Source organism: Nocardiopsis sp. NPDC006832, from assembly GCF_040635885.1.
Lineage (GTDB): Bacteria > Actinomycetota > Actinomycetes > Streptosporangiales > Streptosporangiaceae > Nocardiopsis.
This window is the reverse complement of record NZ_JBEYLC010000018.1, coordinates 54,341-77,129: the sequence shown is the minus strand read 5'-3', so window position 1 is coordinate 77,129 and position 22,789 is coordinate 54,341. Positions and strand designations below refer to the sequence as shown.

The following is a 22,789-nucleotide window of genomic DNA, read 5'->3' as shown; positions in this document are numbered from 1 at the left end:
TCTCACCGATCGCTGGTGAGGGTGTCCAGAGCACGGGCCTTGTCCGCCTCGCTGGGCAGGGTGTAGCGGCGGGTGGTGTTGAGGTCGGTGTGGCCCATCAGCTCGGCGACCAGGACCACGTCCACCGGCGCGGAGGCGAGGTCGCTGCGGCCGCGCACGAGGTCGGTGCCGAAGGTGTGGCGCAGCACGTGCGGCCCGAAGGCTTCGCCGTCGTCGGCGGGGCCGATCCCCGCCGCGGCGCCCAGGGCGGTGACCACCGCGTTGGCGGCGCGGGTGGACAGCGCCCCGCCGTCGCGGTTGCGGATCAGCGGGCCAGCGGTGGGTCGGCCGAGCCCGTCCAAGAGCTCCTCCAGGGTGGTCCGGGCCTGGGCGTGCAGGGGCACGGTGCGGTCCTTGCCGCCGAACCGCCCCTTGCCGCGCACCCGCACGCTGCCCCGGCGTGCGGACAGGCGGATGTCGGCCGTGTCCAGGGCGACGATCTCGGCGATGCGCAGGCCCGTGTAGTAGGCCAGGTGGCAGATGGACCGGTCCCGCGGGGTGGCGTCGCGGGCCACGGTGCGCAGGAACCGCAACAGCGCGCGCTGGTCCAGGGCGCGGGGGGCGCTGGGGCGTGCCAGGTGTTCGCGCACCACCGCGGGGCGGCCGGAGCCGCGCAGGGCGAAGAACGCGTCCACGGCGGCCAGGCGGTTGTTGATGGTGGCCGCGCCCAGGTGGGTGCCCCGGCCGGTGCGGGTGTTCTTCAGGTGCCGGCGCCAGTCACGCACCGCCCAGTCCCGCGCGGCCGCATCGGTGAGGGGGTCGCCGTCCAGGGCACCGGCCTCCCTTGTCTCGGCCAGCCAGGTCAGGAAGGAGGCGGTGCTGCGCCGGTACTTGTCCCGGGTGGCCGGACCCAGGTCGGTGGCGACAGCCAATCGTTCGGTGAAGGCGGTGAGTTCGTGCGCGAGGTCGCCGGGAAGGTCGGGGGTGTGGCGGGGCCGCCCGGTCCGTGTGTTTCCAGAAGTCGAATCGGAGGGCTGCTGCGGGCCAGGGGTCGTGTTTCCAGAAGTCACCCCCGCAGTCTACTTCCGGAAACGTCAGTTTCCAGAAGTACGACATCCGGCGCGGCCCCAGCTAAGTTACTCGCGGGTTAGTTGGCACCTGATGACACGCTCCTTACCGACACCCCAAGCTCGACCGCCAGCTCCGCGCGCTCGAAGCCGCGGGGTGCGTCAAGGTGTTCGCCGACGTCAAGTCTGGGAAGAACGCCCAGCGCCCGGAGCTGAAAGCGTGCCTGGCCTACCTGCGCCCCGGCGACACCCTCGTCGTCCCCGCCCTGGACCGGCTCGCCCGCTCCCTCCAGGACCTCATCACCCTCGTGGGCGACCTGCGCCGCGCCGGGATCGGCTTCCGCTCCCTGCACGAAGCCCTGGACACCACCACTCCCGGCGGGCGCCTGGTCTTCCACGTCTTCGCCGCCCTGGCCGAGTTCATCCGCGAACTCATCGTCGAGGGCACCCACGAAGGACTCGACGCCGCCCGCGCGGCCGGAAAACGCCTGGGACGGCCCCCGGCCATGACCCCGGAGCAGATCCGCCACGCCCGCGACCTGCTGAGCCGCCCCGACAACTCCGTGGCCTCCATCGCCCGCCTGCTCGGCGTCTCCCGGTCGACGCTGTACAAGCACGTGCCGGAGCTGTCCGGCGGACGCCGCACCGAACTTACCGGTGTTGGGGACCAGCGGTACAGCGGTTGGCGCTAAGCACTTGATCACGGCTGTCAGCTGCGGGTTTCGGCTTGCGAGAGACCTCGTCACGCGGCAGGGCGGAGGTCAGCGGCGGTGATCCTTGGCGCGGTCTTCGGTGCGTGTCGGTGAACAGCAGGCGTCGCGGCCGGAGCGGCGGCAACGGGCAAGAGTGGTGACCGCGACCACCACCAGGACGACGACGGTGGCGGTGGCGATCACCCATGGGTTACCGAGGAAGCCACCGATTCCGGTGAGGGCGCCAGCTGCGACGAGGGCGGGTCCGGCGCAGCAGACGATCATCAGGACGGCGGCGCCGATCCCGGCCGCCACCGTGCCGGTGCCGGAGGTTTCCTTGTCGCGGTGCGAGGGCCGGTCTGCGATGGGCATGCCGGGATCGCTCCCTTCGGTCAGTCCTGGTTTTCGGGGATGCGGGTGCAGCAGGTCAGGGCGGCGGCGTTGTCCGCGGCCAGCGAGCGGGCGAGCACGATCAGGTCGGCGACGCGCGGGTCGCCGACCGAGTAGCGCAGCTTCTTGCCGTCGCGGCGGGCGGTGACGTAACCGCAGTCGGTGAGGCAGGACAGGTGCACGGACACGCGCGGCTGGGAGATGCCTGCATAGGCGACGCAGTCGGCGGAGGTGCGCTCGCCGCGAAGGGTGTACTCCAGCAGCTTCAGGCGGGTGGGGTCCGACAGTGCGCGGAAGAACTTCGCCACCGTGTCCAGATGGGTGCACGGCACCTCCTCGGCGGCGTCGCGGACCGGGGAAACCAGGGCCGTGGTGCGGGTGGGCATGGGGCCTCCACAACTGGAATTATTCGCCTATCCGCATAGTATGGCCTCAAGAGCTATTCGGCAAAGCGCATAGAACGGTTCCGATCACACGGGGCCGCAGGCGAGGAGGTGCTGCGGTGAGCGCAGCGGACCACGGTTACGACCTGGCGGTCATCGGTTCCGGCGGCGGGGCGTTCGCCGCCGCGATCGCCGCGCGGCGCAAAGGGCATTCGGTGGTGATGGTCGAGCGGGCCACCACCGGCGGCACGTGCGTGAACACCGGGTGCGTGCCGTCCAAGGCGCTGCTGGCCGCCGCCGAGGCCCGCCGCAGCGCGCTGGAGGGACAGCGTTTCCCCGGCATCCGCACCGAGGCCGGGCCGGTGGCATTCGACGTGCTGATCGAGGGCAAGGACACGCTGGTCCAGGAGATGCGGGCACAGAAGTACACGGACCTGGCCGCCGAGTACGGCTGGGATATCCTGCCCGGCACCGCCCGTTTCACCGGCGACCGGGACAACCCCGCCCTGGACGTCGCGCCGGCCGACGGCGGCGGTAGCCGCCGCATCGAGGCCGCGCACTACCTGATCGCCACCGGCTCCGCCCCGTGGGCGCCGCCCGTCGACGGGCTTCAGGAGGCCGGTTACCTGACCTCCACCACCGCCATGGATCTCGACGCACTGCCCGAAAGCCTGCTGGTCCTGGGTGCCGGGTACGTCGGTCTGGAGCAGGCCCAGCTGTTCGCCCGCCTGGGCACCAAGGTCACCGTGGTGGCCCGTAGCCGACTGACCTCCGGTGAGGAACCCGAGATCTCGGCCGCATTGGAGGACGTCTTCGCGGACGAGGGCATCACCGTCCACACCCACACGCGTCTGACCGCGGTGCGCCGGAAGGCCGACGGGGCCGTGGCCACCGCGCGCACCGGTGACGGCCGCGAGCTTCAACTGCGGGCCGCCGAGCTGCTGGTGGCCACCGGACGTCGTCCGGTCACCGACGGCCTGGACCTGGACGCGGTCGGAGTCGAAACCGGTGAGCGCGGTGAAGTCGTCGTCGACGAGCAGCTGCGTACGGCCAACCCGCGGATCTGGGCGGCCGGGGATGTCACCGGGCACCCGCAGTTCGTCTACGTCGCCTCCGCCCACGGCGCCCTGATCGCCGACAACGCCTTCGACGGTGCCGGGCGCACGGTGGACTACCACCACCTGCCGCGGGTCACCTTCACGACCCCCGCGATCGCTTCCGCCGGCCTGACCGACGCCGAAGCCATCGCCCAGGGCTACACGTGCGACTGCCGCGTCCTGCCACTGGAGTACGTGCCGCGCGCGCTGGTCAACCGCGACACCCGGGGCCTGATCAAGCTCGTCGCCGACGCCGCCACCGGCCGCCTGCTCGGCGCGCACGTCCTGGCCGACGGCGCCGGCGACGTCATCGCCACCGCCGTCTACGCCCTGGCCAACGAGATGACCGTGCAGCAGATGGCCGACCTGTGGTGCCCATATCTGACCATGGCCGAGGGCCTGAAGCTGGCCGCCCAGACCTACACCCGCGACGTCACCAAGCTCTCTTGCTGCGCCTCCTGACCTCTTCCCCCTGAAAGGCACGACACTATGGACGTCGATCCCGGCCAGCTCGCCAACCGGCTCACCCGGGCCTTCAGCGCCGCGAGCAGCGCACAGACCCGCCCGTGGTTGTGGCGCGCCCTGCTGAAACTCCTCAGCCAGGGCCGGCCCGTCACCACCGGCGACCTCGCCGACGCCACCGGCCGGAGCGAAGAAGAGATCCGCGAGGCACTGACCACGCTGCCGGACACCGAATACGACCCGGTCGGCCGCATCGTCGGCAGTGGCATCACCCTCAGCCCTACCCCGCACCGCTTCACCGTCGACGGACGCCAGCTGTACACCTGGTGCGCCCTGGACACCCTGATGTTCCCCACCGTCCTGGGCCGCCCCGCCCAGGTCACCTCCCCTTGCCACACCACCGGCACCCCCGTCCGGCTCACCGTGGAGGACGACCGGATCAGGGACCTTGAGCCGGCCACCGCGGTCGTTTCCCTCGTCATCCCCGACGACATGACGTCCGTGCGCTCGGCGTTCTGCAACCTGGTTCACTTCTTCGCCTCCGCCGGGGCCGCCGCTCCGTGGCTGGCCCAGCACCCCCAGGCCACCGCCGTGCGCGTGGAGCAGGCCCTCGCCGTCGGCCGCCCGCTCACCACCACGTTCCAGGACCCGGACCAGGCCGGGTGCTGCCGCTGACCCCCGCTTGCCGGACAGCCCGAGGACGACCACAGGCTCACTCCTGACCGTCGTCGTCCTCGTCCAGTTCGACCGCTTCCGGGTCGCGCAGCGGCCGCAGACCGCCGCCCGCCGGGGTGGAGGCGGTGAAGCTGTAGCGGCCCAGGACGTTGAGGTTCTTGTGCTTCAGAGGGGACAGCCGTGCCACGTCCTCGTCCCGGATCTCGTGGCCCTCGGCCCGCAGCTGGGCGACCGCTGCGTCGATGTACCGCGTGGTCCAGAGCACCACGGCGTTGAGGACCAGGCCGAGCGAGCCGAGCTGGTCCTCCATCCCGTCGCGGTACGCCTGGTGAATGGTGCCCTTCTTGCCGTGGCAGATGTCGCGGGCGAGCTTGTGGCGGGACTCCTGGACGGTGAGCTGCTTGTACATCTGCCGCCGGTAGGTGTCGTCGATCGGGTCGACGACGGCGAGCAGGTGCAGGGTCTTGGCGATCCGCCCGTACTCGGCGAACGCCTGCCCCAGCGGGGTGGGGTGGGCCTCGCGGCCGAACATCCGCAGCAGGTCGTAGGCCCGAACCTGGTTGGTGACCAGCGAGCCGGCCACCCGCAGCATGTCCGGCCAGGCCGTGAGGACCTTCTTCACATTGACCTTGTTGCGGGCCAGCGCCTCCAGCGGCCCGTACCCGCCCGCCGCCTCGGCGCCGGGCATCTGGGCCTTCCAGAACCGCTGGTCCTCCAGGTCCTTGAAGCGCGGGGAGAAGCGGTAGCCGAGCATCTTGAAGATGCCGAAGACCATGTCGGAGAAGGCGTGCTGCCCACCGGCCACCGGCTGATGATCAGCATCTGACACCCCCTCCCCCGAAGAAGGAGAACCCCCGCGTGTTCCACGAGACCGTCGCCGTTGACCCCCGCCACCTCGCCGCCCTGCTGGATACCCTTGCCCGCACCGACCCCACCCCGCCACCGCTCCCGGCCGCCCTCCAGGAACTGGCGGACGCCCTGCACGGCCAAGCCCCCGACGCGACCACCTGGCTCGTCCCGGCCGAGGCGCTGTGGACGGCCCTGTACTACGCCAACGCCTTGGACGTGTTCGGCCTGGACGAGTGCGACGCCGCCACCTACACCCACCCCGCCCTGCGGGCCGAGGACCACGTCCAGCGCCAGCTCCTGGCCCAGGCGCCGCGCACCGACGCCGCCATGGAGGCCGTGGCCGAGGCCGGCTGGTCCTGCTCCAGGCCCAGCGCGAGTTGCACGCCTGCTACCTCTACGAGAGCGCGAGCGGCGCTGCCTGACCTGCGAAACGACCTACCCGTGCCCGACCGGGCGCGAACTGGGCCTGGGAGAACAACCCTGACCACGTAGCTACTCACGGGTTACTTGTCCTGTTGCCGGACCTTCGGGAGTGCGGCCTGAAGATGCCCGTTGCCCCTTTCCGGCGTATCTTGTCCGCCCCCCAGTAGGGCCCCTCACTCCTGGGAACCCTCGCTTGCTGCGGCGAGGGTGCGCCGTACCTGCTCGTGGGAGACGGACGAGAACGCCGCGATACGGCGCAGTCCCCACCCCTCGGATCGGGCGTCGCCCATCGCCGCGGCCGTCGCCTGGTCAAGGGTCTGGTCCAAGACCGCTCGCAGCTCGGCGAGCTTGCGCAGCCGCACCGCCGGGGCCAAGTCCGCGAACTCCGCGCACACCCGCTCCACGTCGGCTCTGACGAAGTCCACCGCGTCACCGTCCATGCCGACAGGGTGGCGTGTCCCACTACGGGTGTCAACAGATGTGACAGCTGTCGGGACTCACCGTTCCGTTCCTACTCGGACCCCAAATCACCGTGGAGACCGTTTCCCGTCGATGGTTCATCCGATCATCGAGAAAGCCCATCACAGGGCCGATTCCGGTATCGACCGATCAGAGTCGAAAATAAACCTCTTTGGGGCTCGATGACCGTTTCCGGTCGGGATCATCGACCCCCGTACCAGGGAGAACATGCCCACCAATGGGCACTTCGGCGGGGGTATGAATCCGCTGGACGCCACTGCCGGGCGACACCTTTTCGGGGGCTCGCCCTCTGAAGTGGCCAGGCGCCCGGCAGAGGCGTACAGTCCTCTCTTGGTGCGCCGGGAAATCAGGTCGGCGAACACCTCAGCTCTCTACGCGAAATCAGATCCATGACCGTTGTCCCCCGTCGCGCCGCGCGCGTCTATCGCTCCGAGAACGCCGAGCGTTCCGTGCACGCCTGGTGTCACAAGGCCCTGAGCCGGTGGCCCGACCTCGGGCCCCTCCCACCCGTGGAGACCGGCCTGGGGCCCACACAGGCCTTTCGTGCCCTGGGCGGGTCCGGAACCCCGGTCCTGGTCCTGTCGGGCACCAACTTCAACGCCGCCACCACGGTCCCCGCCGCCCGCGCGCTCGCCGCGGACCGGCCGGTACTGCTGGTCGACCCTCCGGGACAGCCGGGCTTGAGCTGCAACAAGCGCAACGCCGGTTCCCGGACGGAGGCCTACGGTGAGTGGCTCGACGAACTCCTACCGCAGATCACCGACCGCCCGGTCATCCTCCTGGGACACTCCCGGGGCGCCGCGATCGCGCTGTCCTCGACCCCGAGCCCGCTGGTCGCCGGACTGATGCTGCTCAACCCCGCCGGGTTGACGGCCGCCGGGGTCAGCTCGGAGTCGATGCGCGTCACCCTGCCGTGGATGATCCACCCCAACGAGCAGAACAGCACCCGACTGATCGAGTTCCTCAGCGGTCCGTCCACGGACACCGATTGCGCCGAGTACCGTTCCGAGGCCGAGTGGCTGACGCTGGTGGCCCGCCACTGCCGCACCAACTCCACACCGACTCCTCTGTACGGGGAGTTCTTCAGGGCCTGGGCCGGAACCCCGGTCACCGTGGCCACCGGGTCGCACGACCCGTTCTTCTCACCCGCGCGACTGCACGGACCGGCCCGCCGCTTCCTGCACACCCAGGTGCGCACCATCGAGGGCGCCGGGCACCTGTCCCTCTACGAGCAGCCAGAGAAGGTCGCCGAACTCCTCCGCGAGTTCGACGCCTGAGAACCGACCGCCGAGCCGCGCGTCCGGCTTCCACCGGACGCGCCGGGAGTACCGCCGCGGGGGCTCATCCGTGCGCCAGCGCCGATCGTAGGTCGGACACCGTCGTGAATCGGTGCCCCCGCAGCCCCAGGTCCCGCGCGGCCGCCACGTTGGTGGCGTTGTCGTCCACGAACAGGACGCCCTCGGCGGGGGACCCCAACCGTTCCAGACACCACTCGAAGGCCGCGGTCTCGGGCTTGGCGTGCCCGATCCGGCAGGACAACCCCAGCACAGGGAACAGGTCGAGCACTTCGGGGAAGCGTTCCTCGAACCGTTTCGCGAGGTCTTCGGGGATGTTCGACAGCAACCCGACGGCTCTGCCCGACGCGGCCAGCCCCTGCACCACCTCGACGGACTCGTCGTTGATCCGTGACCAGCTGTCCAGGTCCAGGGTGATCAGGTGCTCCACCTGTTCGGGGGTGAAGGGAGCGCCCAGACGCTCACCGACCGTCTTCCAGTACGTGGGACCATCGAGGTCGCCCCGGTCATAGGGTTGCCGCCGCGCCCAGTAGGCCTCCCAGAAGGAGTCGTGGTCGTGGCCGGAGAACTCCACCATTTGTTCGCGGACCTTCACCGACTGGTCCATGGCGACCACACCGAACATGTCGAACAGCACGGCGTTCACGGGCTTCCCCCAGGATTCGAGATCGAGTACAAAGGATCTCCCTACCCGCGCCCCACCCCCGCCAACCCGGGTGTGGGGCGTCTTCGTGTGGTCAGGACCGTACTCCCAGGACGGGCAGCAGGACCTCGTCGACGATCCGTTCCTCGTAGCCCTTCGGTGGGAGCTCGCCGGGGTGGTCCACGGCGTACTTCAACATCAGGGACTCGCCGATGTCGGCGGTGAGGTCGTTGACCCTGGCCGGGTCGATGTGCCCGAGGGCGGCGTAGTGCTCCATCACGCGCCGGGTGAAGCGTTCGCCCTGAGGGTCGTACACCTCCGTCCACATCCGCCGGTGGAGTTCGGGACGCACCATGGCCTCGGAGTTCACCGCCAGCATCGCGGGTCCCAGGATCCGATCGCCCATGAGTTCGCGCATGAGTCCGATCGCCGCGACCAGGTCTTCTCGTAGGCCGCCGGCGTCGGCCGTGGGGTTCTCACGCGGGTAGCGCTCCCGGAGGGCCTCGATGAGTATGTCCTCCGGCGAGGTCCAGCGCCGGTAGAGCGAGGTCTTGGCGGTCTCCGCGCGACGGGCGATCCCCTCCATGGTGAGGCCGGGCAGACCGGTCTCGGCGACTTCGAGGAGTACGGCCTGGTGGATGGCGTCGAGGAGTTCCCGACCGCGCCGGCGCGTGGTCTTGGCGGCCGGCCGCTTGTGGTCATTCATGTACGTCCGTTCATAAGAAACGATCGCGTATCGTGTGATCACATAAGATACGCCATCGTAGCCTAGTGAGGCGCCGAGGAACGGAGTCACCCATGAACGGCACGCCATCACCACCTGGGACGACGGGTACCCCACCGGCCCGACGCTCCCTCGCTCCCGACCTCGCCCGCGGCTTCATGCTGCTGGTCATCGCCACCGTGCACGCCCACATGTTCCGCCAGATCGCCGGTACGGGCGAGGGCCTCGACCTGGTCGGAACCCTGGACACCACGGTCACCGCGTTCATGACCCTGTTCGCCGAGTCTCGCGGCTACCCGATGTTCGCCGCTCTGTTCGGCTACGGGCTCGCCCAGATCTACCTGCGCCGAACCGCCGAGGGCCGCCCCTGGCCGTGGGTGCGTTCCCTCGTGCGCCGACGTGGCCGCTGGATGGTCGTCATCGGCTTCCTGCACACCCTGCTCCTCTTCTACGGGGACATCATCGCGGTCTACGGGCTCATCGCCCTCCTACTGGCGGGGGTGCTGCACCGTACCGACCGGCGTCTGCTCGCCACCGGTCTGGCCTGGGCGTCCGTGGGAACGCTGGTGTACGCGGTGTTCGAGGCCGGCCTCTCCGCGAGCGACGCCCAACAGCAGGCCATGGAGGTCACCCCGCTGACGGACCTGATCATGCGGCTCGCCATCTGGCCGGTGATGACCGTGCTCATGCTCGGCATCTCGGTCCTGCCCTTCACCGTCGGGGTCTGGGCGGCACGTCGACGTCTCATGGAGGAACCCGAACGACACCTGCGGTTCCTGCGTCGGGTCGCCCTGGTGGGCATCGTCGCCGCCGTGATCGGCGCCCTGCCCCAGATGTTCGTCATGGTGCGGGTCTGGCAGCCCGACCCGGTCCTGTCGATCGCCGTCAAGTGGCTGCACGTGGTGTCCGGATACGCCGGTGGATTCGGGTACGCCGCGCTCATCGCGGTGCTCGCCGTCGCCATCGGGGACCGCCGCGGGCCCCTCGTACGGGCGCTCGCCGCCACCGGGCAGCGGTCGATGACCTGCTATCTGCTCCAGTCCGTGGCCTGGGTCGCGCTCCTCATGCCGTACACGCTGAACATCGGCGCGGGACTCGACGACGCCCAGGCGGTGCTGCTCGGCGCGGCGGTCTGGGCGGTCACCGTGGTGATCGCGGCCATCATGGACCGGTTCGGTGTGCGCGGCCCCGCGGAGACCTTCCTGCGCCGGATGACCTATGGACCCGGTGGGAAGGCCGAACCGATCCCCTCAGAGGGTCGGGATCCGGTGCCACGGGGCTGAATCGGAACCCGGGTGGGTCGTCCGTGGACGACCCACCCACATGTCGTCAGGCGGGGGAGTGCTCGTTCCACACCATGGTGACCATCCCGCTGATGGTGTCGTAACCGGCGCGTTCGAAGGCACGGGCCATCGGTACGTTGCCCAGGTCCGTGGCGGCCCGAACGTGGTCCACGCCCGTCTCCCGCAGCACGCGACCGCCCTCGGCGAGCAGGTCGTCGATGTACCCGTTGCCACGGTGCTCGGGAAGCACGGCGATGTAGGCGATGATCGGATGGTAGGCGTTGCGGGCCGGGATGACGAACCCGACCGGTTCGCCGTCGGGCAGCGCCGCCACCCGCCACCACGAACGAGGCGTGGTGTAGGCGGCGAACTCGTCGGCGAAGTTGGCCTCGGCGACCTCGCGCGCGGACTTCTCCCGCAGGTCGGCCTGGTCGTGGCGGTCCAAGGTGCCGTCCAGGGCCCGGACCATGAGGTCCAGGATCTCCGTGGTGTCGGTGATCTCGCGGAACCGGAGCCGGTCGCCGACCACGGGTTCGCGGGAACCTTCCCGCCACTCGAAGCGCAGCCGCTCGGTGAGCGGCCGACCCCCGGTCTTCTCCAAGGCGGCCATCAGGTCCTCGACCATGGGCCGCTGTTCGGGGTCCTCACGCCAGTCGGCCGGAAGGAAACGCAGGTACTCGGGCCAGATCGTGCCCTCACCGAGGACGGTGGCGGCCGCGGTGCGCACCAGGTGCTCGGCCACGGCGACCCGATCCACGTCGGGGGCGTCCACGACGTCGAACACGTCCATCAGGAGGGGGTGGTCGTCCTGGTCACGACACCACCAGGACAGGCGGCCGATGAGACGGTCGCCGTGGGTGGCCACCCACATCCACCGCGGGCGGCGACGGCCCTGGGCCATGTCGACCGGGAACTCGTCGTTGAGGGCGTAGGGGAACCGGTTGAAGAGGTCGAGCTCCTCGGGACCGGTGATGGTGCGGATGGTCAGGTCGTTCGGAAGAACGGTCAAGGCTTCACCTTCGTGTGGTGCGCCCGCCGTCACCCTGGTCAGCGTCGGAAGCCGACCTCGGAAGCGGACGCGGTGATCATGCGGAACATCGGGAACGCCTCCCTTCACGTCGTGGGCTCGCACCGTCGTTCGGTGCGGAAAATCAGTTATAGCGCACGCTTTTCCCGCTGGGCAAGGGCTTTTTCGGCGTCGCTTCGTCGGCCCCACCGGGTGATCACCAGGGTGAGCACCCCGGCGAGAAGGCCCCAGAACGCCGAACCCACACCGAACAGGGTGAACCCCGACGCCGTCGCCAGGAAGGTCACGACCGCGGCCTCGCGCGCTTCCGTGTCGGCCGTCGCCGAAGCCAGCGAACCACCGATGGTGCCCAGCAGCCCCAGCCCCGCGATGGCCAGGATCAGTGAGGAGGGCAGCGTGGCCAACAGGGACGCCACGGTCGCGCCGAACACCCCGACACCCAGGTAGAACACCCCGGCCCACACCCCGGCGAGGAAGCGGCGGTCCCGGTCGGGGTGGGCCTGCGGGCCGGTACAGATCGCCGCGGTGATCGCCGCCAGGTTCATGCCGTAACAGCCGAACGGGGCCAGGACCAGGTTGGTCGCCCCGGTCCACGCGATCACCGGCGAGATCGGCACCTGATAGCCGTCGCCGCGCAACACCGCCACCCCGGGCAGGTTCTGCGACGCCATCGTGACCACGAACAGGGGCAGGCCGACGCTCACCAACACCTGCCAGGAGAACTCCGGTGCCACGAAGACCGGGGTGGCCAGGGCGAGGTCCACCGAACCCAGGTGCAACGAACCCTCGAAGGCGGCGGCCAGGCCACCGGCGAGCAGCGACAGCAGCACCGCGTACCGGGGCAGCCACCTCCGGCACACCAGGTAGGTGGCGAACATCGCGAACACCACCGCGAAGTCGCCCTCCATACTGCTGAACAGGCCGATCCCGAACTGTAGGAGCACGCCGGCCAACAACCCGGCGGCCAGAGGGACGGGGATCCTGTCCATGACCCGCTCGAACCAGCCGGTCACCCCGCTCAGGGTGATGAGCGCGGCGGAGAACAGGAAGGCGCCCACCGCCTGGGCCATGGTCACCCCGTCCAGACCGACCGCCAACAACGCGGCACCCGGGGTCGACCAGGCGGTCACCACCGGGGCCCGGTACCGAAGGGACAGGCCCACGCAGGTCACGGCCATGCCCACACCCAACGCCAGCATCCAGGACGCGGTCTCTCCGGGGGAGGCACCCGCGGCCTCGGCGGCGGTGAACACGATCGCGGCGGAGCTGGTCACCCCGACCAGGACGGCGATGAGTCCGGCGGCCACGGCGGACGGGGCGAAGGCGTACCGGACACGACGGGCGAACTTCCTCATGGAGGTCCATCCTGTCGTCCGAACATCGGTGAGGGCGCGGCGCCCCCACCGAATGCCCGTTGGCCACGATGGCCGGTACCGCGGGTGGGGAACCTCAGCCCTTGGCGACCACGTGCTGGACGACCTCGAAGCCCCAGATCTCGCTGTTGGTCGCGGCCGGGCCACCGTGCCCGCCGTGCGCGTGCCCGTCCTTGTCGGCGTCCGCGGCGGCCTTGGCGTGGCCCTTCTTGAAGTCCTGGCCGTTCACCCAGTTCTGGAAGTCCTCCTCCGACCGCCAACGGGTGTAGACGAGGTACTTGTCGGTGCCCTCGACCGGGCGCAGGAGCTGGAACTCCTCGAAGCCCTCTTGACCCTCCACCAGGCCCGCGCGTTTGGCGAAGCGCCCCTCCAGGGTGGCCCCCTCGCCCTCGGGGACGGTCAGGACGTTGAACTTGACGACACTGGTCACGCTTACTCCTCGGTTCGGTTCGACAACCGCTGAGGCCAACCTAAGGGGTGCCTTTCGAGCGCGGGGCCGGGGAACGGTCTCGCGCGCCCCGGCCCCGGATCGCTCGTGCGCGTGGGGGTATTCGTCGTCTCACCGATTGGCGTTCTCGTGGTCGCCGGCCGCATGTTCGCCCTGTTCCACGTCCGATTATGCTCCGCCCTGCTTTCAGGACGCTTATGACCGGGGGCGTGGACTCAGCGCAGACCGTGCTTGCGGGCCACGATCCGCAGCATCACCGAACTCGGCAGCAGCCTTCGCAGCGCGAACACCAGGGGCGCGTTGCTGCCCACCGCGTACAGCGGCCGGGGCGAACGAGCCTCGATCGCCCGGACCACGGTCGCGGCCACCTTCTCCGCCGAGATGCCCTTGGCCTCGTTGGCGTTGAGCGTGTTCACCATGGTGCGGTACTCGTCCTCGAACGAGGAACCCTCGGACACGTACTGTGTGCGGCGTTCGCTGATCCCGGTGCTGATCGAACCCGGCTCCACGGTGGTCACCCCCACCCCGAACGGGGACACCTCGCGCCGCGTGGCGTCCGAGAACCCCTTGATGGCCGCCTTCGTCGCCACGTACGAGGATCGGAACGCCAACGGGAAACTCGCCAGCATCGACCCGACCATCACCACGCGCCCGTACCCGCGTGCGCGCATCCCCGGCAGCAGTAGCTGGGTGAGGTGGACCGCCCCGAACACGTTGAGCCGGAATACCCGCTCCACCGCGTCCATCGGGAGCTCCTCGATGGGCCCGTTCTGGCTCTCCCCGGCATTGTTGACCAGGACGTCCACGTCACCGGCGGCCTCCGCGCACGCCGCCACGGACGCGTAGTCGGTCAGGTCCAGGGCCAGGTATTCGACCCCGGCGATCGGCGTGGTGACCTTCTCCGGTGCACGGCTGGTACCGAATACGCGGTAGCCGCGCTCGACCAGGGCGGCGGCCACGGCCGCGCCGATCCCGGAGGACGCCCCGGTGACCAGTGCTGTTCGGCGGGTGGCGGGGGAGATGGGGGAGGACATGGTGGGCCCTTCGGGTCGAGGCGGGGTGAGACCTACTCCACGGTAGCCATCTTCGGGGCGAGCGGGGCACACGGCGGGCGCCCGCACACCCCGTGGGATGTGCGGGCGCCCGGACCCGGGAAGGCGTCCATCCCTCCTATTCGACCGGCGGGTGGGCGTTGGCGAGCAGCTCCTGGAACTGTGCGGAGAACCAGTGGCCCGAGACCGGAGCGTCCGGCAGGGCACCGCTCATGTTGTTGCCGTTGCGCGGGTTGCCCTCGTAGGTCGGGTCGCACATCCGGTCGAAGCCCTTGCCCTCGTCGTTCGGGATCTCCTCGCTGGAGCCGTCGGACTCGCCCGGAGGCTTCATCCACACGTAGGCGTGGATGCCCGGCTCGGGGGCGGCGGTGGGTCGCTCACCCAGACCCGCACCGGACTGGTTGCACCAGTTACCGGACTGGATGCGCTGGTCGTAGCGGCCGCCGTCGACGTAGGCGTCGACGTCGGTCTCCGGGCCCGGACCGGTGGGACGGTCGGGGCCGCCCCAGCCGTTGCGGGAGGTGTCGATCAGCATGCCGATCTCGGAGTCGAACCCGATGGAGGCGAGCTCGTCGCGCAGGGCCTGGGAGAACGAGAGCTCGTCGGTGTAGTTGTTCCAGTCCACCCACTGCGACTCGCGCACGCTCGTGCCGTTGACCTGGTCGGTGATGGCGAAGTTGTCCTCCTCCAGAGCCGAGTAATTGGCGGTGTTGGCGATGAAGCCGTGCACGTCGTCGGGGGAGGCCCCGTTGGCGTTGGCCGCCTCGTAGAACAGTTGGGCCGAGGCTCTGAAGTTGTCCTCCCAACCGATCCAGCCGTGGTGGCCGGCGTCCACGTAGTTGTAGACGTTCTCGATGGCGCCCAACCGTCCGAGGGCGTAGCCGACCCCGTTGACGTAGTTGCCGTTCGCGAGCATCTCGTCGCACTCGGGGGTGGCGGTCTCCCGCGGGGAGATGTTGGTGACCAGGTTGGGCAGTGAGTCGATCTCGATGGTGGTGACCACGCGCAGCGAGGTGTCCTCGTAGTCGGCGAGGATCTCCGCGATCGGGTCGATGTACTCGGACTCGTAACGGTCGATCTCGTCCGGGCCCAGCTCGCCGTTGGAGGCGAGCGCGGCACAGTCGCGGCCGGGCAGGTTGTAGACGACCAGCTGGAAGACCAGGGGTTCCCCGGCGGCCTGTTCCACCGCCTCGTCCAGGTGGTCGCGCAGTCCCATGTCGCCGGTGGTGGGGCTGTCGTTGCCCTCGATGGCTCCGATGCGGTCCATCCACACACCGGTGGGCTGGTCGGCGATGGCCTCGCCACCGGGTTCGGCCGCGGCGTTGGCCGACCAGATCGGGTTCACGTAGACGTCGGCGCCGACGTAGGGGTTCTCGACGCGTTCGGCGGCGGCGAGTGCGTGGGATCCGGAAAGCACGAGGCCGAATCCGGCGGCCACGGCCAGTCCACCACGGACCCATCGGGTCCTTTTCACGGCACGGTTTTCTGTCATCTCGATTTCTTCCTCAAGAGTGAGCGGGGGGTGAATCCACCCGATGCGAACGAAGCGTCGAGGGGACGAGGCTTCGTTCACGGCCGGCGCCGGAGAGTTCCGGGGTCTCTGACGTTGACCTGGGTGGATGTGGAAGGGGAAGGGGGGATGGGCTGACTGGGAGTGCTGGGAGCGCTCCCAGCCAGGGGATCGAAATTTCCTTGCAGTGCTGCTTTGTAAGGTGGGCGAACGGGTTTTCACGCTGTTCTCGGGGGCGGTGTCGAACCCGATCGCTTTCCAGAACCGTAGTCATTCAATGGTGATATGTAAATACCATATGAAGCAGATATTTCTGGTACTCGATACCTGTTTGTGTAATCGCAGGTGAGTGGTTGATTTATGACCGTTCAGTAATAACCGGGAGTCGCCGGATGGCCACGCGGTGCTTCCGAGCGGTGCGCCGGCGGCGCAGGCCACATGTCGACGAACGGGGGTTCAGCGTCGACGCTCGCAGCTCTCCAGCACCAGGGACAGCCCCGCGCCCAACAGCCAGAGGTCCTTGGACAGGCCCAGGCCCTCATCGGTCGGGGCCAGGCTGCGGGGTTTGTGCATGCCGGGCGTGCGCAGGTACAGGCCGAGCAGGCCCGCGGCGAACGCGCTCAGCCCGGCCCCGGCCAGCTTGTTGGGGACGAGGGGGAGGAGGAGGGCGGTGCCCAGGGCTATCTCCCCGGCCGACAGCGCCCGGGTGAAACTGACCGGGTCGACCTTGTCGAGGAAGGGGTAGGTGCCGACCGCCATGCCGTGCACCCCCATCGCGGTGTCCTCGTCGGCCCCGCGCTTGCTCAGTCCGGAGTTGAGGATGGAGGCACCCGTGGCGAGGCGCAGGACCATCTGGTGCGGGCTGACGGGCGACTTCATGGGAGCTCCCTGACTTTTCGACGATCGGTGATGACCGAGGGTAGTCGGAATGCTACGCGGATCGTCGCCCGGAAGTCGCCCCCGCGCGCCGAGTATCGGCAGGACGGGCGAGGGCGGGGGCGTCAGTTCTCGTCGGTGATGTGGCCGCGGATCCCGTCGGCGGCGGCGCCCATTGGGTCCTCGGCGATCCCGCCCAATGTCTCGGCCTGCTCCTGGAAGCCCTGGGCGGTCTCGGTGACCTCTCCCAGGGCGCCCTCTTGGGCCTCCTGGGCCACGGTGTCCAGGCCGCTGTCCTGGGCGAACTCGCCGACGGCGCCATCGCCCAGGCCCTCGACCGCGGCCCCGGCCTCGTCTGCGGCGCCACTGGCCCCGTCGATCAGATCGCCGGCGGTGTCACCGAACAACCCCTTGAACCACTCGAACACGTCGGAGAGCATTGTCCTCGTTCCATCCCTGGGGGCACGCCCCTGTCCTGGTGCCGTCAACGGCAAGTCTGCTCACCCGGGGTAAGTAGACGGTAAGGGGCGGCGGGGGTCGTGGGGTCGAATGGTGCCCCAGGGCGTCACGGGGCGCGCGAACCTCCGGACCCCCGCCACTCGGGCGGATCCGTTCTCCCCGGACCCGTCGGTGGGGGAGGCGTCGTAGGGGGCGAGCGCTTCGATCCGGTGAACACGGTGCGTATCCGAAACCGGGTGATCCAACGCCGCCCCGATCGCGAGGATTCAGGGGCGGACACCCTCTTCGGGCAGGTCAGGGCATGTGCGCTTGGTCACTGGGTCTGGACTTCTCGGGTTAACCTTTATTTAATACTTAAAAGGTAGGAAAACCACCCGAACTCGTACGTACACGTCACACTCGAAGGACTCCCATGCGTCGCGCCGTATTCGCCGTCCCCGCCGCCCTGGCCCTGCTCGCGGTGAGTGCCTGTGGTGCCCCCTCCGAGAACAACACGGAGGCCGCCGAGGGTGAGGAAACCCTCACCGTGGGGGCCACCGCCGTCCCCGCCGGCGACATCCTCCGGTTCGTCGAGTCAGAACTCGCCGCCGAAGCGGGTCTCGCCCTGGAGATCCACGAGTACTCCGACTACATCGCGCCCAACGCCGCGCTCGCGGAGGGCCAACTCGACGTCAACCTCTACCAGCACGAGCCGTTCCTGCTGGAGTACAACGAGGGCAACGACACCGACCTCGTCGCGGTCGAGCAGATCTACCTGCCGCCGCTGGGCCTGTACTCCAAGTCCGTGGACGACATCGCCGACCTGGCCGAGGGTTCCCAGGTCGCGCTGCCCAACGACCCCAGCAACGAGTTCCGGGCGCTCCTGCTGTTGGAGGAGAGCGGGCTCATCACTCTGGCCGAGGGCATCGACGAGGCCGCCTTCAGTCTCTCCGACATCGAGGAGAACCCGCGCGACCTTGACTTCCGTGAGGTGGAGGCCGCCCAGCTGCCCCGTTCGCTGGACGACGTCGACGCCGCGATCGTCAACAACAACTACGCGCAGGAAGCCGGGCTGGACTTCGAGAACGACTCGATCCTGCTGGAGGAGTTCGAGGGCAACCCGTACGTGAACATCCTCGCCTCCCGCACCGACAACACCGACGATCCCCGGATCGAGGTGCTGGTCGACCTGCTGACCTCCCCGGAGACGGTGCGCTTCATCGAGGAGACCTACGAGGGCAGCGTCATCCCGGCCACCGCCGGCTGACCCCCCGAACGGCGTCACGACGTCCCGGACCCGCACGGGCCCGGGACGTCGTCATTCGTCGCCCGAAATCAGTGCTCGCGGCCGTCCTCGCCGAGCAGGTCGTTCATGTGCGCGATCTCCTCCTCCTGGGCGTCGATGATCTCCTGGGCCAACTCCCGGGCCTGGGGATCCACACCCTCGTCGAGCTCGGTTCGGGCCATCGAGACGGCGCCCTCGTGGTGCAGGACCATGAAGTCCAGGAACAAGGCGTCGAATTCGTCTCCCTCGGCGGACTCCAACTCGGCCATCTGTTCCTCGGAGAGCATTCCGTCCATCTCGGCGTGGTCCATGTCGTGATCGACCTCGGCGCCCCAGCCGTCCAGGAGCGTCTCCATCTGTTCGATCTCCGGCCCCTGGGCGGCCCGGATCTGTTCGGCCAGGGGCCGGACCTCGTCACCGGCTCGGGTGTCGGCGAGGTCGGACATCTCCACGGCCTGCTCGTGGTGCGGGATCATCATCTGTGCGAAGTGCACGTCCGCGTCGGTGTGTTCGGTGACCTGCCCCTGGCTCTCCGGGGTGTCGGTCTCCGTCTCGGCTTCGCCGCAGGAGGTGGCGAACAGGACGGTGGCCAAGGCCACGGCCAGGGCACGGTGGTTCAGGGCACGCTTGTCGAAGGTCATCGGTTCCTCGTCTTCCGGGTTCAGCTGGTACACGCATGGCGAGCGGACGGGCCGACGGAGTCGGCGTCCGCGGGCATCTAGACGCGCAGAACCTGTAAGCGAACCGGAGAGGGATCGTCCGGAGCCGGTGGGAAGAGCGGGGACGGCCGACGCGTCGGCCCCGTGGACGGGATCGGTTCATCCGGCCAACGGTGGAACGCGACGGTGGCCACCCCGAGCAGGGAGACGGTGAAGGCCCCGACGGTCAGACAGAGCGAGGTGGGGTCGAGCTCGGGCAGGTCCGAGGAGGATTCCGCCACGGCGTTCCCCATCACGTCATGGGCGGCCGCCGGACCCGCGGCTGCGTGGGCCTCGTGTTGGACGTGTCCCAGCGTGTGCATGGCTCCGAGTCCGAACACCAGCGCGACCAGCGCCAGGACGCGCGCCCACGCGCGTCCCGTGCCCTGCTGCCGCCGTTCGGATCTCGACATGGGCATCACCCTACCCGTACCCCACCGGGGTATGGGATCAGGGGTGTCCGCGCAAGTGTGTCAGCGCGTGGTCCAGGGCCAGGGGCGCGTGGCAGGCCAGATCGGGTTCCAGGCCCGTTCCCTCCCAGCCCTGCCCGCTACGTGGATCCCTGGGGGCTCCGGTGGAGACGAACACGCTCAGACCCGATGAGGCGGCGAAGTAGTCCCCGGGGTTGGCCGCGCCGGCGGTCCGGTGCCCCACCAAGATGGCACGTCCCAGTGTGCGCAGGGCCAGCGCGAAGCTCTCCGCGGCCGAGGCCGTGCCCGCGTCCACGAGCACGCACACCGGTACGTCCGGGCGACGGGTGTTCTCCGGATCCGCCGGAGTCCACGACCGCCACACCTCGCCGTCGCGCGGGTGGAAGGCGACCACCTCGACCGGGGTGTCGGGCACCAGGTGGTCGATCAGGAACTCCACCATGCTGGGAGCGCCTCCCGGGGTGCCTCGCAGGTCGAACACGACGGCCTCGGCCTCAGCCAGGGGCCGCAGTCGTTCCCGGGCGAGTTCGGTCAGCCGTCGCCCCGACTCGGTTTCGGGAGCCAGGTGTGTGAACTCGGCGACGTCCACCACGAGCACACCCTCCCTTTCGGTGACGTCGAACCCCACGTCGTCCACCCGGGCTCGTGAACGGCGGTCCCGGCGGCGGATCTCGGCGGTGGGCACCACCCGGAAGTGGCCGTCGTACGGGCGCAGCACCTCGGTGAGGGCGGCCGCCACGGCGGGCAGCGAACGCGCTTCGCCGAGGGCACGGCCACGGAGCCCGGCCGCGGCCCGCGACGCGATCTCCGGGTGGACGTAGTTCCTCTCGACCAGGTCCGCCACCTCGTCCACCAGGGCGGGCGTGTCGATCCCCTCCGCGTCGGACCCGCCGGAGTCCCGCGGTAGGAAGGGGCGCCGCTCCAGGACGTCCAGCGCGGCGGAGACGGTCCCGTTCAGGTCGGTTCCCAGCTCCCGATCCAACTCCAGGGCGGCCTCGGCGGTGAGTCGCCACCGCCGTTCGACGGCGGGCAGTTGTTCCAGGCAGGACGGGCTCAGTCGCACCCGCCGTTCCCGACCGTCCTCGCTGTCGGCCGGGACGAGGAGGTCGAGCCGGCGCATCTGGGCGACGGTCTGGCTGGTGGCCGAACGCGTCATGCCGGTCTCCCGGGCGAGGCCGCCCACGGACAGGGACAGGTGGCGAAGGAGCGCCCTGGTCACGGGGGTGAAGGCGGCGCGGAAGGCGAGGCCGTCGGCCTCATAGGCGCGGTCGACGGCCCCGTCCAGGGTGGTGACGAGCCGACGAAGATTGGTGCCGAGCGTGGGGGAGGCCATTCACAAATCATGACAGCGCTGTCGCTTTTTGGGAATACCTCGACCGAACATGAGGGGCCCGGTGGTCACCGGGCCCCTCACGCGCTCTTCGAATCGGTTCCTAGGGAAGCCGTACCGCTTCGCCCACCTGGCTCTCGTGGTGCAGGCGGTCCAACGCGGTCACGTAGTACGTGGTGTCCGAACCATCGGAGACGTCGAAGGTCGCCGCCCCGTCCGCGTCGGCGCGCACCGTGCCCAGCATGTTGCGCGGGTCCTCGATGCCGCACTCGCCCTGCCCCGGGTCGGTCTCTCCTTCGAAGCCGTACACCGCGTAGTAGGCGGGGGCCTCACTCGAGCCGGCCGTGATCTCCAGCGTGCCGTCGTCGGTCGCGCTCGCCGCCGGCGACTCGGGCGCGGCCCCGCCCAGGTCCTCCTTGATCGGGATCAGCGCCGGGCTGGAGTAGTGGTCCGCCACCAGGACCTCCATGGCCTCCTGGGCATTGGTGCGCAGCGAGTTCGCGCTGAAGTACACGTCACCGTGCACCCCCGCGTGATCGCGGTTGAAGTCCAGGTGCGAGGAGAGTTCGTTCGGGTCCGACCAGGCACCCTCGTTGCCGACCTTGTAGGCGGCCTGCCCGATGTACAGGTGGGTGTCGGTGCTCGCGGCGACCTCCTCCCACCAGGGGACCAACGCCGCGTAGTCGGCCACGGGGAGTCCGATCTCCCAGTAGACCTGCGGGTTGATGTAGTCGAGCCAACCCTCGGTGACCCACTTGCGGCTGTCCGCGAACTGGTCGTCGTAGGACTGCGAACCGCTGGTCTCGGAGCCCTCGGGGTCGGTGGAGGAGTTGCGCCAGATCCCGAACGGGCTGATGCCGAACTTCACGTGCGGCTTGGTGGCGTCCACCGCCTCGCTCATCTCCCGGACCATGGTGTCGACGTTGTCGCGCCGCCAGTCCTCGATGTCGTCGAAATCGCCACCGTGTTCGGCGAAGGTGTCCTCGTCCGGGATCTCCTGCCCCTCCGCAGGATAGGGGTAGAAGTAGTCGTCGAAGTGGACGCCGTCGATGTCGTAGTTCTCCACCGAGTGCATCATCGCCTCGATCACGAACTCGCGCGCCTCGGGGATCCCGGGGTTGTAGTAGAGCTGACCGTTGTACTCGAAGACCCAGTCCGGGTTCTGTCGGGCGGGGTGGTCCTCGACCAGCTGTGAGGGGTCGTCGTGCATGGCGACCCGGTAGGGGTTGTACCAGGCGTGGAATTCGAGGTTGCGGGCGTGCGCCTCCTCGACCGCGTACTCCAGTGGGTCGTACCCGGGGTCGCCGCCCTGCTCTCCGGTCAGCCACTCCGACCACGGTTCGTGGGGTGAGGGCCAGAACGCGTCAGCGGTGGGCCTGACCTGCACGAACACCGAGTTGAGGCCGTTGTCGACGGCCTCGTCGTAGAGGCCGTCCAGTTCGGCCTTCTGCTCGTCGGCGCTCAGACCCTGTTGGGAGGGCCAGTCGATGTTCTGCACACCGGCGATCCACTCGGCGCGCATCTGTCGTTTGGGCGGCGCCTCGGGGTCGGTCTCGCAGGCGTTCCGCCCCTCCGGGGAGGGGTCCGCGAGGGCCTGGGGCGCGTGCAGGAAGGCCGCGGTGAGTGCGGCGGTCAGGGCACCGGCGAACAGCGCCGTGCGTGCGGCGGTGCGGGGGATCGGAACCGTGGTTGATCCGGTGCGCGCCGTGGGGCGGTTCCGGTTCGGGTACGCCAAGGTTGCTCCTTTGGGCTTTCTGTCGTGCGGGCGGGGCCCGGAAGGTCCTGGTGGGTCCGTTCGGGGTTCCCTGTGCGACGGTCAGCTCGGGCTTAGGAGAAAACCTTCATGATTTGGCCCTTGAATGCAACACTCCTACGCAAG

24 protein-coding genes and 2 pseudogenes are annotated in these 22,789 nt (G+C 69.3%); 8 read left to right on the top strand and 18 right to left on the bottom strand.

Features of this window, described 5'->3' with window-relative positions; genetic code table 11:
• Positions 1 to 2: 2 nt before the first annotated feature.
• Positions 3 to 1,049, bottom strand: coding sequence for a tyrosine-type recombinase/integrase (locus tag ABZ717_RS11500; RefSeq protein ID WP_358508391.1), 1,047 nt, complete (start codon positions 1,047 to 1,049; stop codon positions 3 to 5).
• A 128-nt stretch (positions 1,050 to 1,177) separates the two neighbouring features.
• On the opposite strand from ABZ717_RS11500, the pseudogene ABZ717_RS11495 reads away from it, so the two are divergent.
• Together ABZ717_RS11495 and ABZ717_RS11490 are read left to right on the top strand one after the other, a co-directional pair.
• A pseudogene (locus ABZ717_RS11495) lies at positions 1,178 to 1,519 on the top strand (recombinase family protein); the annotation flags it as partial.
• Between the two features lie 15 nt (positions 1,520 to 1,534).
• Positions 1,535 to 1,738, top strand: coding sequence for a helix-turn-helix domain-containing protein (locus ABZ717_RS11490; RefSeq protein ID WP_358508440.1), 204 nt, complete (start codon positions 1,535 to 1,537; stop codon positions 1,736 to 1,738).
• Positions 1,739 to 1,807: 69 nt separating this feature from the next.
• On the opposite strand, the gene ABZ717_RS11485 is transcribed toward ABZ717_RS11490, so the two are convergent.
• Together ABZ717_RS11485 and ABZ717_RS11480 are read right to left on the bottom strand one after the other, a co-directional pair.
• On the bottom strand, positions 1,808 to 2,110 hold the full coding sequence (locus ABZ717_RS11485) for a hypothetical protein (protein WP_358508389.1): 303 nt from the start codon (positions 2,108 to 2,110) through the stop codon (positions 1,808 to 1,810).
• Between the two features lie 20 nt (positions 2,111 to 2,130).
• Complete coding sequence (locus tag ABZ717_RS11480) at positions 2,131 to 2,514, bottom strand: metalloregulator ArsR/SmtB family transcription factor (RefSeq protein WP_358508387.1); 384 nt, start codon at positions 2,512 to 2,514, stop codon at positions 2,131 to 2,133.
• A gap of 116 nt (positions 2,515 to 2,630) precedes the next feature.
• Between ABZ717_RS11480 and merA the strand changes: the two genes are divergently transcribed.
• Both merA and merB read left to right on the top strand, forming a co-directional pair.
• A complete protein-coding gene (gene merA, locus ABZ717_RS11475) occupies positions 2,631 to 4,070 on the top strand; it encodes a mercury(II) reductase (protein WP_358508385.1) in 1,440 nt (479 codons plus the stop codon).
• 27 nt (positions 4,071 to 4,097) lie between these two features.
• Positions 4,098 to 4,745: an organomercurial lyase MerB gene (merB, locus tag ABZ717_RS11470; RefSeq protein ID WP_358508384.1), complete on the top strand. Its 648-nt coding sequence runs from the start codon at positions 4,098 to 4,100 to the stop codon at positions 4,743 to 4,745.
• A gap of 37 nt (positions 4,746 to 4,782) precedes the next feature.
• On the opposite strand, the gene ABZ717_RS11465 is transcribed toward merB, so the two are convergent.
• Complete coding sequence (locus tag ABZ717_RS11465; protein WP_358508382.1) at positions 4,783 to 5,688, bottom strand: Tn3 family transposase; 906 nt, start codon at positions 5,686 to 5,688, stop codon at positions 4,783 to 4,785.
• On the opposite strand from ABZ717_RS11465, the gene ABZ717_RS11460 reads away from it, so the two are divergent.
• The gene (locus ABZ717_RS11460; protein ID WP_358508380.1) at positions 5,604 to 6,086 is read left to right on the top strand and encodes a hypothetical protein; all 483 of its coding nucleotides are present in this window, start codon (positions 5,604 to 5,606) and stop codon (positions 6,084 to 6,086) included. The genes ABZ717_RS11465 and ABZ717_RS11460 overlap by 85 nt on opposite strands.
• A gap of 104 nt (positions 6,087 to 6,190) precedes the next feature.
• Here the strand turns inward: ABZ717_RS11460 and ABZ717_RS11455 are convergent, their stop codons facing one another.
• A complete protein-coding gene (locus ABZ717_RS11455; RefSeq protein ID WP_358508378.1) occupies positions 6,191 to 6,457 on the bottom strand; it encodes a hypothetical protein in 267 nt (88 codons plus the stop codon).
• Positions 6,458 to 6,886: 429 nt separating this feature from the next.
• Between ABZ717_RS11455 and ABZ717_RS11450 the strand changes: the two genes are divergently transcribed.
• Positions 6,887 to 7,774, top strand: coding sequence for an alpha/beta hydrolase (locus ABZ717_RS11450; RefSeq protein WP_358508376.1), 888 nt, complete (start codon positions 6,887 to 6,889; stop codon positions 7,772 to 7,774).
• A 64-nt stretch (positions 7,775 to 7,838) separates the two neighbouring features.
• On the opposite strand, the gene ABZ717_RS11445 is transcribed toward ABZ717_RS11450, so the two are convergent.
• Both ABZ717_RS11445 and ABZ717_RS11440 read right to left on the bottom strand, forming a co-directional pair.
• Positions 7,839 to 8,438 (bottom strand): HAD family phosphatase, encoded by a 600-nt coding sequence (locus ABZ717_RS11445; protein ID WP_358508374.1) that lies wholly within the window; start codon positions 8,436 to 8,438, stop codon positions 7,839 to 7,841.
• A 91-nt stretch (positions 8,439 to 8,529) separates the two neighbouring features.
• On the bottom strand, positions 8,530 to 9,141 hold the full coding sequence (locus ABZ717_RS11440) for a TetR/AcrR family transcriptional regulator (protein ID WP_358508372.1): 612 nt from the start codon (positions 9,139 to 9,141) through the stop codon (positions 8,530 to 8,532).
• A 92-nt stretch (positions 9,142 to 9,233) separates the two neighbouring features.
• On the opposite strand from ABZ717_RS11440, the gene ABZ717_RS11435 reads away from it, so the two are divergent.
• Entirely contained in the window at positions 9,234 to 10,442 is a 1,209-nt protein-coding gene (locus ABZ717_RS11435; RefSeq protein ID WP_358508370.1) for a DUF418 domain-containing protein, read from the top strand.
• A 46-nt stretch (positions 10,443 to 10,488) separates the two neighbouring features.
• On the opposite strand, the gene ABZ717_RS11430 is transcribed toward ABZ717_RS11435, so the two are convergent.
• From ABZ717_RS11430 to ABZ717_RS11400, 7 genes and pseudogenes are all read right to left on the bottom strand, one after another.
• Entirely contained in the window at positions 10,489 to 11,451 is a 963-nt protein-coding gene (locus ABZ717_RS11430) for a GNAT family N-acetyltransferase (RefSeq protein WP_358508368.1), read from the bottom strand.
• A 146-nt stretch (positions 11,452 to 11,597) separates the two neighbouring features.
• Positions 11,598 to 12,824 (bottom strand): benzoate/H(+) symporter BenE family transporter, encoded by a 1,227-nt coding sequence (locus ABZ717_RS11425; RefSeq protein WP_358508366.1) that lies wholly within the window; start codon positions 12,822 to 12,824, stop codon positions 11,598 to 11,600.
• 94 nt (positions 12,825 to 12,918) lie between these two features.
• Complete coding sequence (locus ABZ717_RS11420; RefSeq protein WP_358508364.1) at positions 12,919 to 13,272, bottom strand: antibiotic biosynthesis monooxygenase; 354 nt, start codon at positions 13,270 to 13,272, stop codon at positions 12,919 to 12,921.
• A 233-nt stretch (positions 13,273 to 13,505) separates the two neighbouring features.
• A complete protein-coding gene (locus tag ABZ717_RS11415; protein WP_358508362.1) occupies positions 13,506 to 14,324 on the bottom strand; it encodes an SDR family oxidoreductase in 819 nt (272 codons plus the stop codon).
• A 136-nt stretch (positions 14,325 to 14,460) separates the two neighbouring features.
• Positions 14,461 to 15,726: pseudogene (locus tag ABZ717_RS11410) on the bottom strand (glycoside hydrolase family 6 protein); the annotation flags it as partial.
• A 582-nt stretch (positions 15,727 to 16,308) separates the two neighbouring features.
• Positions 16,309 to 16,731, bottom strand: a complete 423-nt coding sequence (locus ABZ717_RS11405; RefSeq protein WP_358508360.1) for a hypothetical protein — start codon at positions 16,729 to 16,731, stop codon at positions 16,309 to 16,311.
• A 122-nt stretch (positions 16,732 to 16,853) separates the two neighbouring features.
• Positions 16,854 to 17,168, bottom strand: a complete 315-nt coding sequence (locus tag ABZ717_RS11400; RefSeq protein ID WP_358508359.1) for a hypothetical protein — start codon at positions 17,166 to 17,168, stop codon at positions 16,854 to 16,856.
• 431 nt (positions 17,169 to 17,599) lie between these two features.
• On the opposite strand from ABZ717_RS11400, the gene ABZ717_RS11395 reads away from it, so the two are divergent.
• The gene (locus ABZ717_RS11395; protein ID WP_358508357.1) at positions 17,600 to 18,433 is read left to right on the top strand and encodes a MetQ/NlpA family ABC transporter substrate-binding protein; all 834 of its coding nucleotides are present in this window, start codon (positions 17,600 to 17,602) and stop codon (positions 18,431 to 18,433) included.
• A 68-nt stretch (positions 18,434 to 18,501) separates the two neighbouring features.
• On the opposite strand, the gene ABZ717_RS11390 is transcribed toward ABZ717_RS11395, so the two are convergent.
• The 4 genes from ABZ717_RS11390 to ABZ717_RS11375 form a co-directional block, all read right to left on the bottom strand.
• Entirely contained in the window at positions 18,502 to 19,092 is a 591-nt protein-coding gene (locus tag ABZ717_RS11390) for a DUF305 domain-containing protein (RefSeq protein ID WP_358508355.1), read from the bottom strand.
• 77 nt (positions 19,093 to 19,169) lie between these two features.
• Positions 19,170 to 19,562 carry a hypothetical protein gene (locus ABZ717_RS11385; RefSeq protein WP_358508353.1) on the bottom strand — a complete coding sequence of 131 codons (393 nt, stop codon included), beginning with the start codon at positions 19,560 to 19,562 and terminating at the stop codon, positions 19,170 to 19,172.
• Positions 19,563 to 19,599: 37 nt separating this feature from the next.
• Positions 19,600 to 20,913, bottom strand: a complete 1,314-nt coding sequence (locus ABZ717_RS11380) for a S41 family peptidase (RefSeq protein WP_358508351.1) — start codon at positions 20,911 to 20,913, stop codon at positions 19,600 to 19,602.
• 100 nt (positions 20,914 to 21,013) lie between these two features.
• Positions 21,014 to 22,645 (bottom strand): family 10 glycosylhydrolase, encoded by a 1,632-nt coding sequence (locus tag ABZ717_RS11375; protein WP_358508349.1) that lies wholly within the window; start codon positions 22,643 to 22,645, stop codon positions 21,014 to 21,016.
• Positions 22,646 to 22,789 lie beyond the last annotated feature (144 nt).

Bases quoted from the DNA above. Each gene is read 5' to 3' on its own strand.
- ABZ717_RS11390 (WP_358508355.1), bottom strand. From the start codon at position 19,092: ATGACCTTCGACAAGCGTGCCCTGAACCACCGTGCCCTGGCCGTGGCC.
- ABZ717_RS11480 (WP_358508387.1), bottom strand. From the start codon at position 2,514: ATGCCCACCCGCACCACGGCCCTGGTTTCCCCGGTCCGCGACGCCGCC.
- ABZ717_RS11455 (WP_358508378.1), bottom strand. From the start codon at position 6,457: ATGGACGGTGACGCGGTGGACTTCGTCAGAGCCGACGTGGAGCGGGTG.
- merB (WP_358508384.1), top strand. From the start codon at position 4,098: ATGGACGTCGATCCCGGCCAGCTCGCCAACCGGCTCACCCGGGCCTTC.
- ABZ717_RS11435 (WP_358508370.1), top strand. From the start codon at position 9,234: ATGAACGGCACGCCATCACCACCTGGGACGACGGGTACCCCACCGGCC.
- ABZ717_RS11395 (WP_358508357.1), top strand. From the start codon at position 17,600: ATGCGTCGCGCCGTATTCGCCGTCCCCGCCGCCCTGGCCCTGCTCGCG.
- ABZ717_RS11380 (WP_358508351.1), bottom strand. From the start codon at position 20,913: ATGGCCTCCCCCACGCTCGGCACCAATCTTCGTCGGCTCGTCACCACC.
- ABZ717_RS11485 (WP_358508389.1), bottom strand. From the start codon at position 2,110: ATGCCCATCGCAGACCGGCCCTCGCACCGCGACAAGGAAACCTCCGGC.
- ABZ717_RS11405 (WP_358508360.1), bottom strand. From the start codon at position 16,731: ATGAAGTCGCCCGTCAGCCCGCACCAGATGGTCCTGCGCCTCGCCACG.
- ABZ717_RS11440 (WP_358508372.1), bottom strand. From the start codon at position 9,141: ATGAATGACCACAAGCGGCCGGCCGCCAAGACCACGCGCCGGCGCGGT.
- ABZ717_RS11385 (WP_358508353.1), bottom strand. From the start codon at position 19,562: ATGTCGAGATCCGAACGGCGGCAGCAGGGCACGGGACGCGCGTGGGCG.
- ABZ717_RS11415 (WP_358508362.1), bottom strand. From the start codon at position 14,324: ATGTCCTCCCCCATCTCCCCCGCCACCCGCCGAACAGCACTGGTCACC.
- ABZ717_RS11450 (WP_358508376.1), top strand. From the start codon at position 6,887: ATGACCGTTGTCCCCCGTCGCGCCGCGCGCGTCTATCGCTCCGAGAAC.
- ABZ717_RS11400 (WP_358508359.1), bottom strand. From the start codon at position 17,168: ATGCTCTCCGACGTGTTCGAGTGGTTCAAGGGGTTGTTCGGTGACACC.
- ABZ717_RS11425 (WP_358508366.1), bottom strand. From the start codon at position 12,824: ATGAGGAAGTTCGCCCGTCGTGTCCGGTACGCCTTCGCCCCGTCCGCC.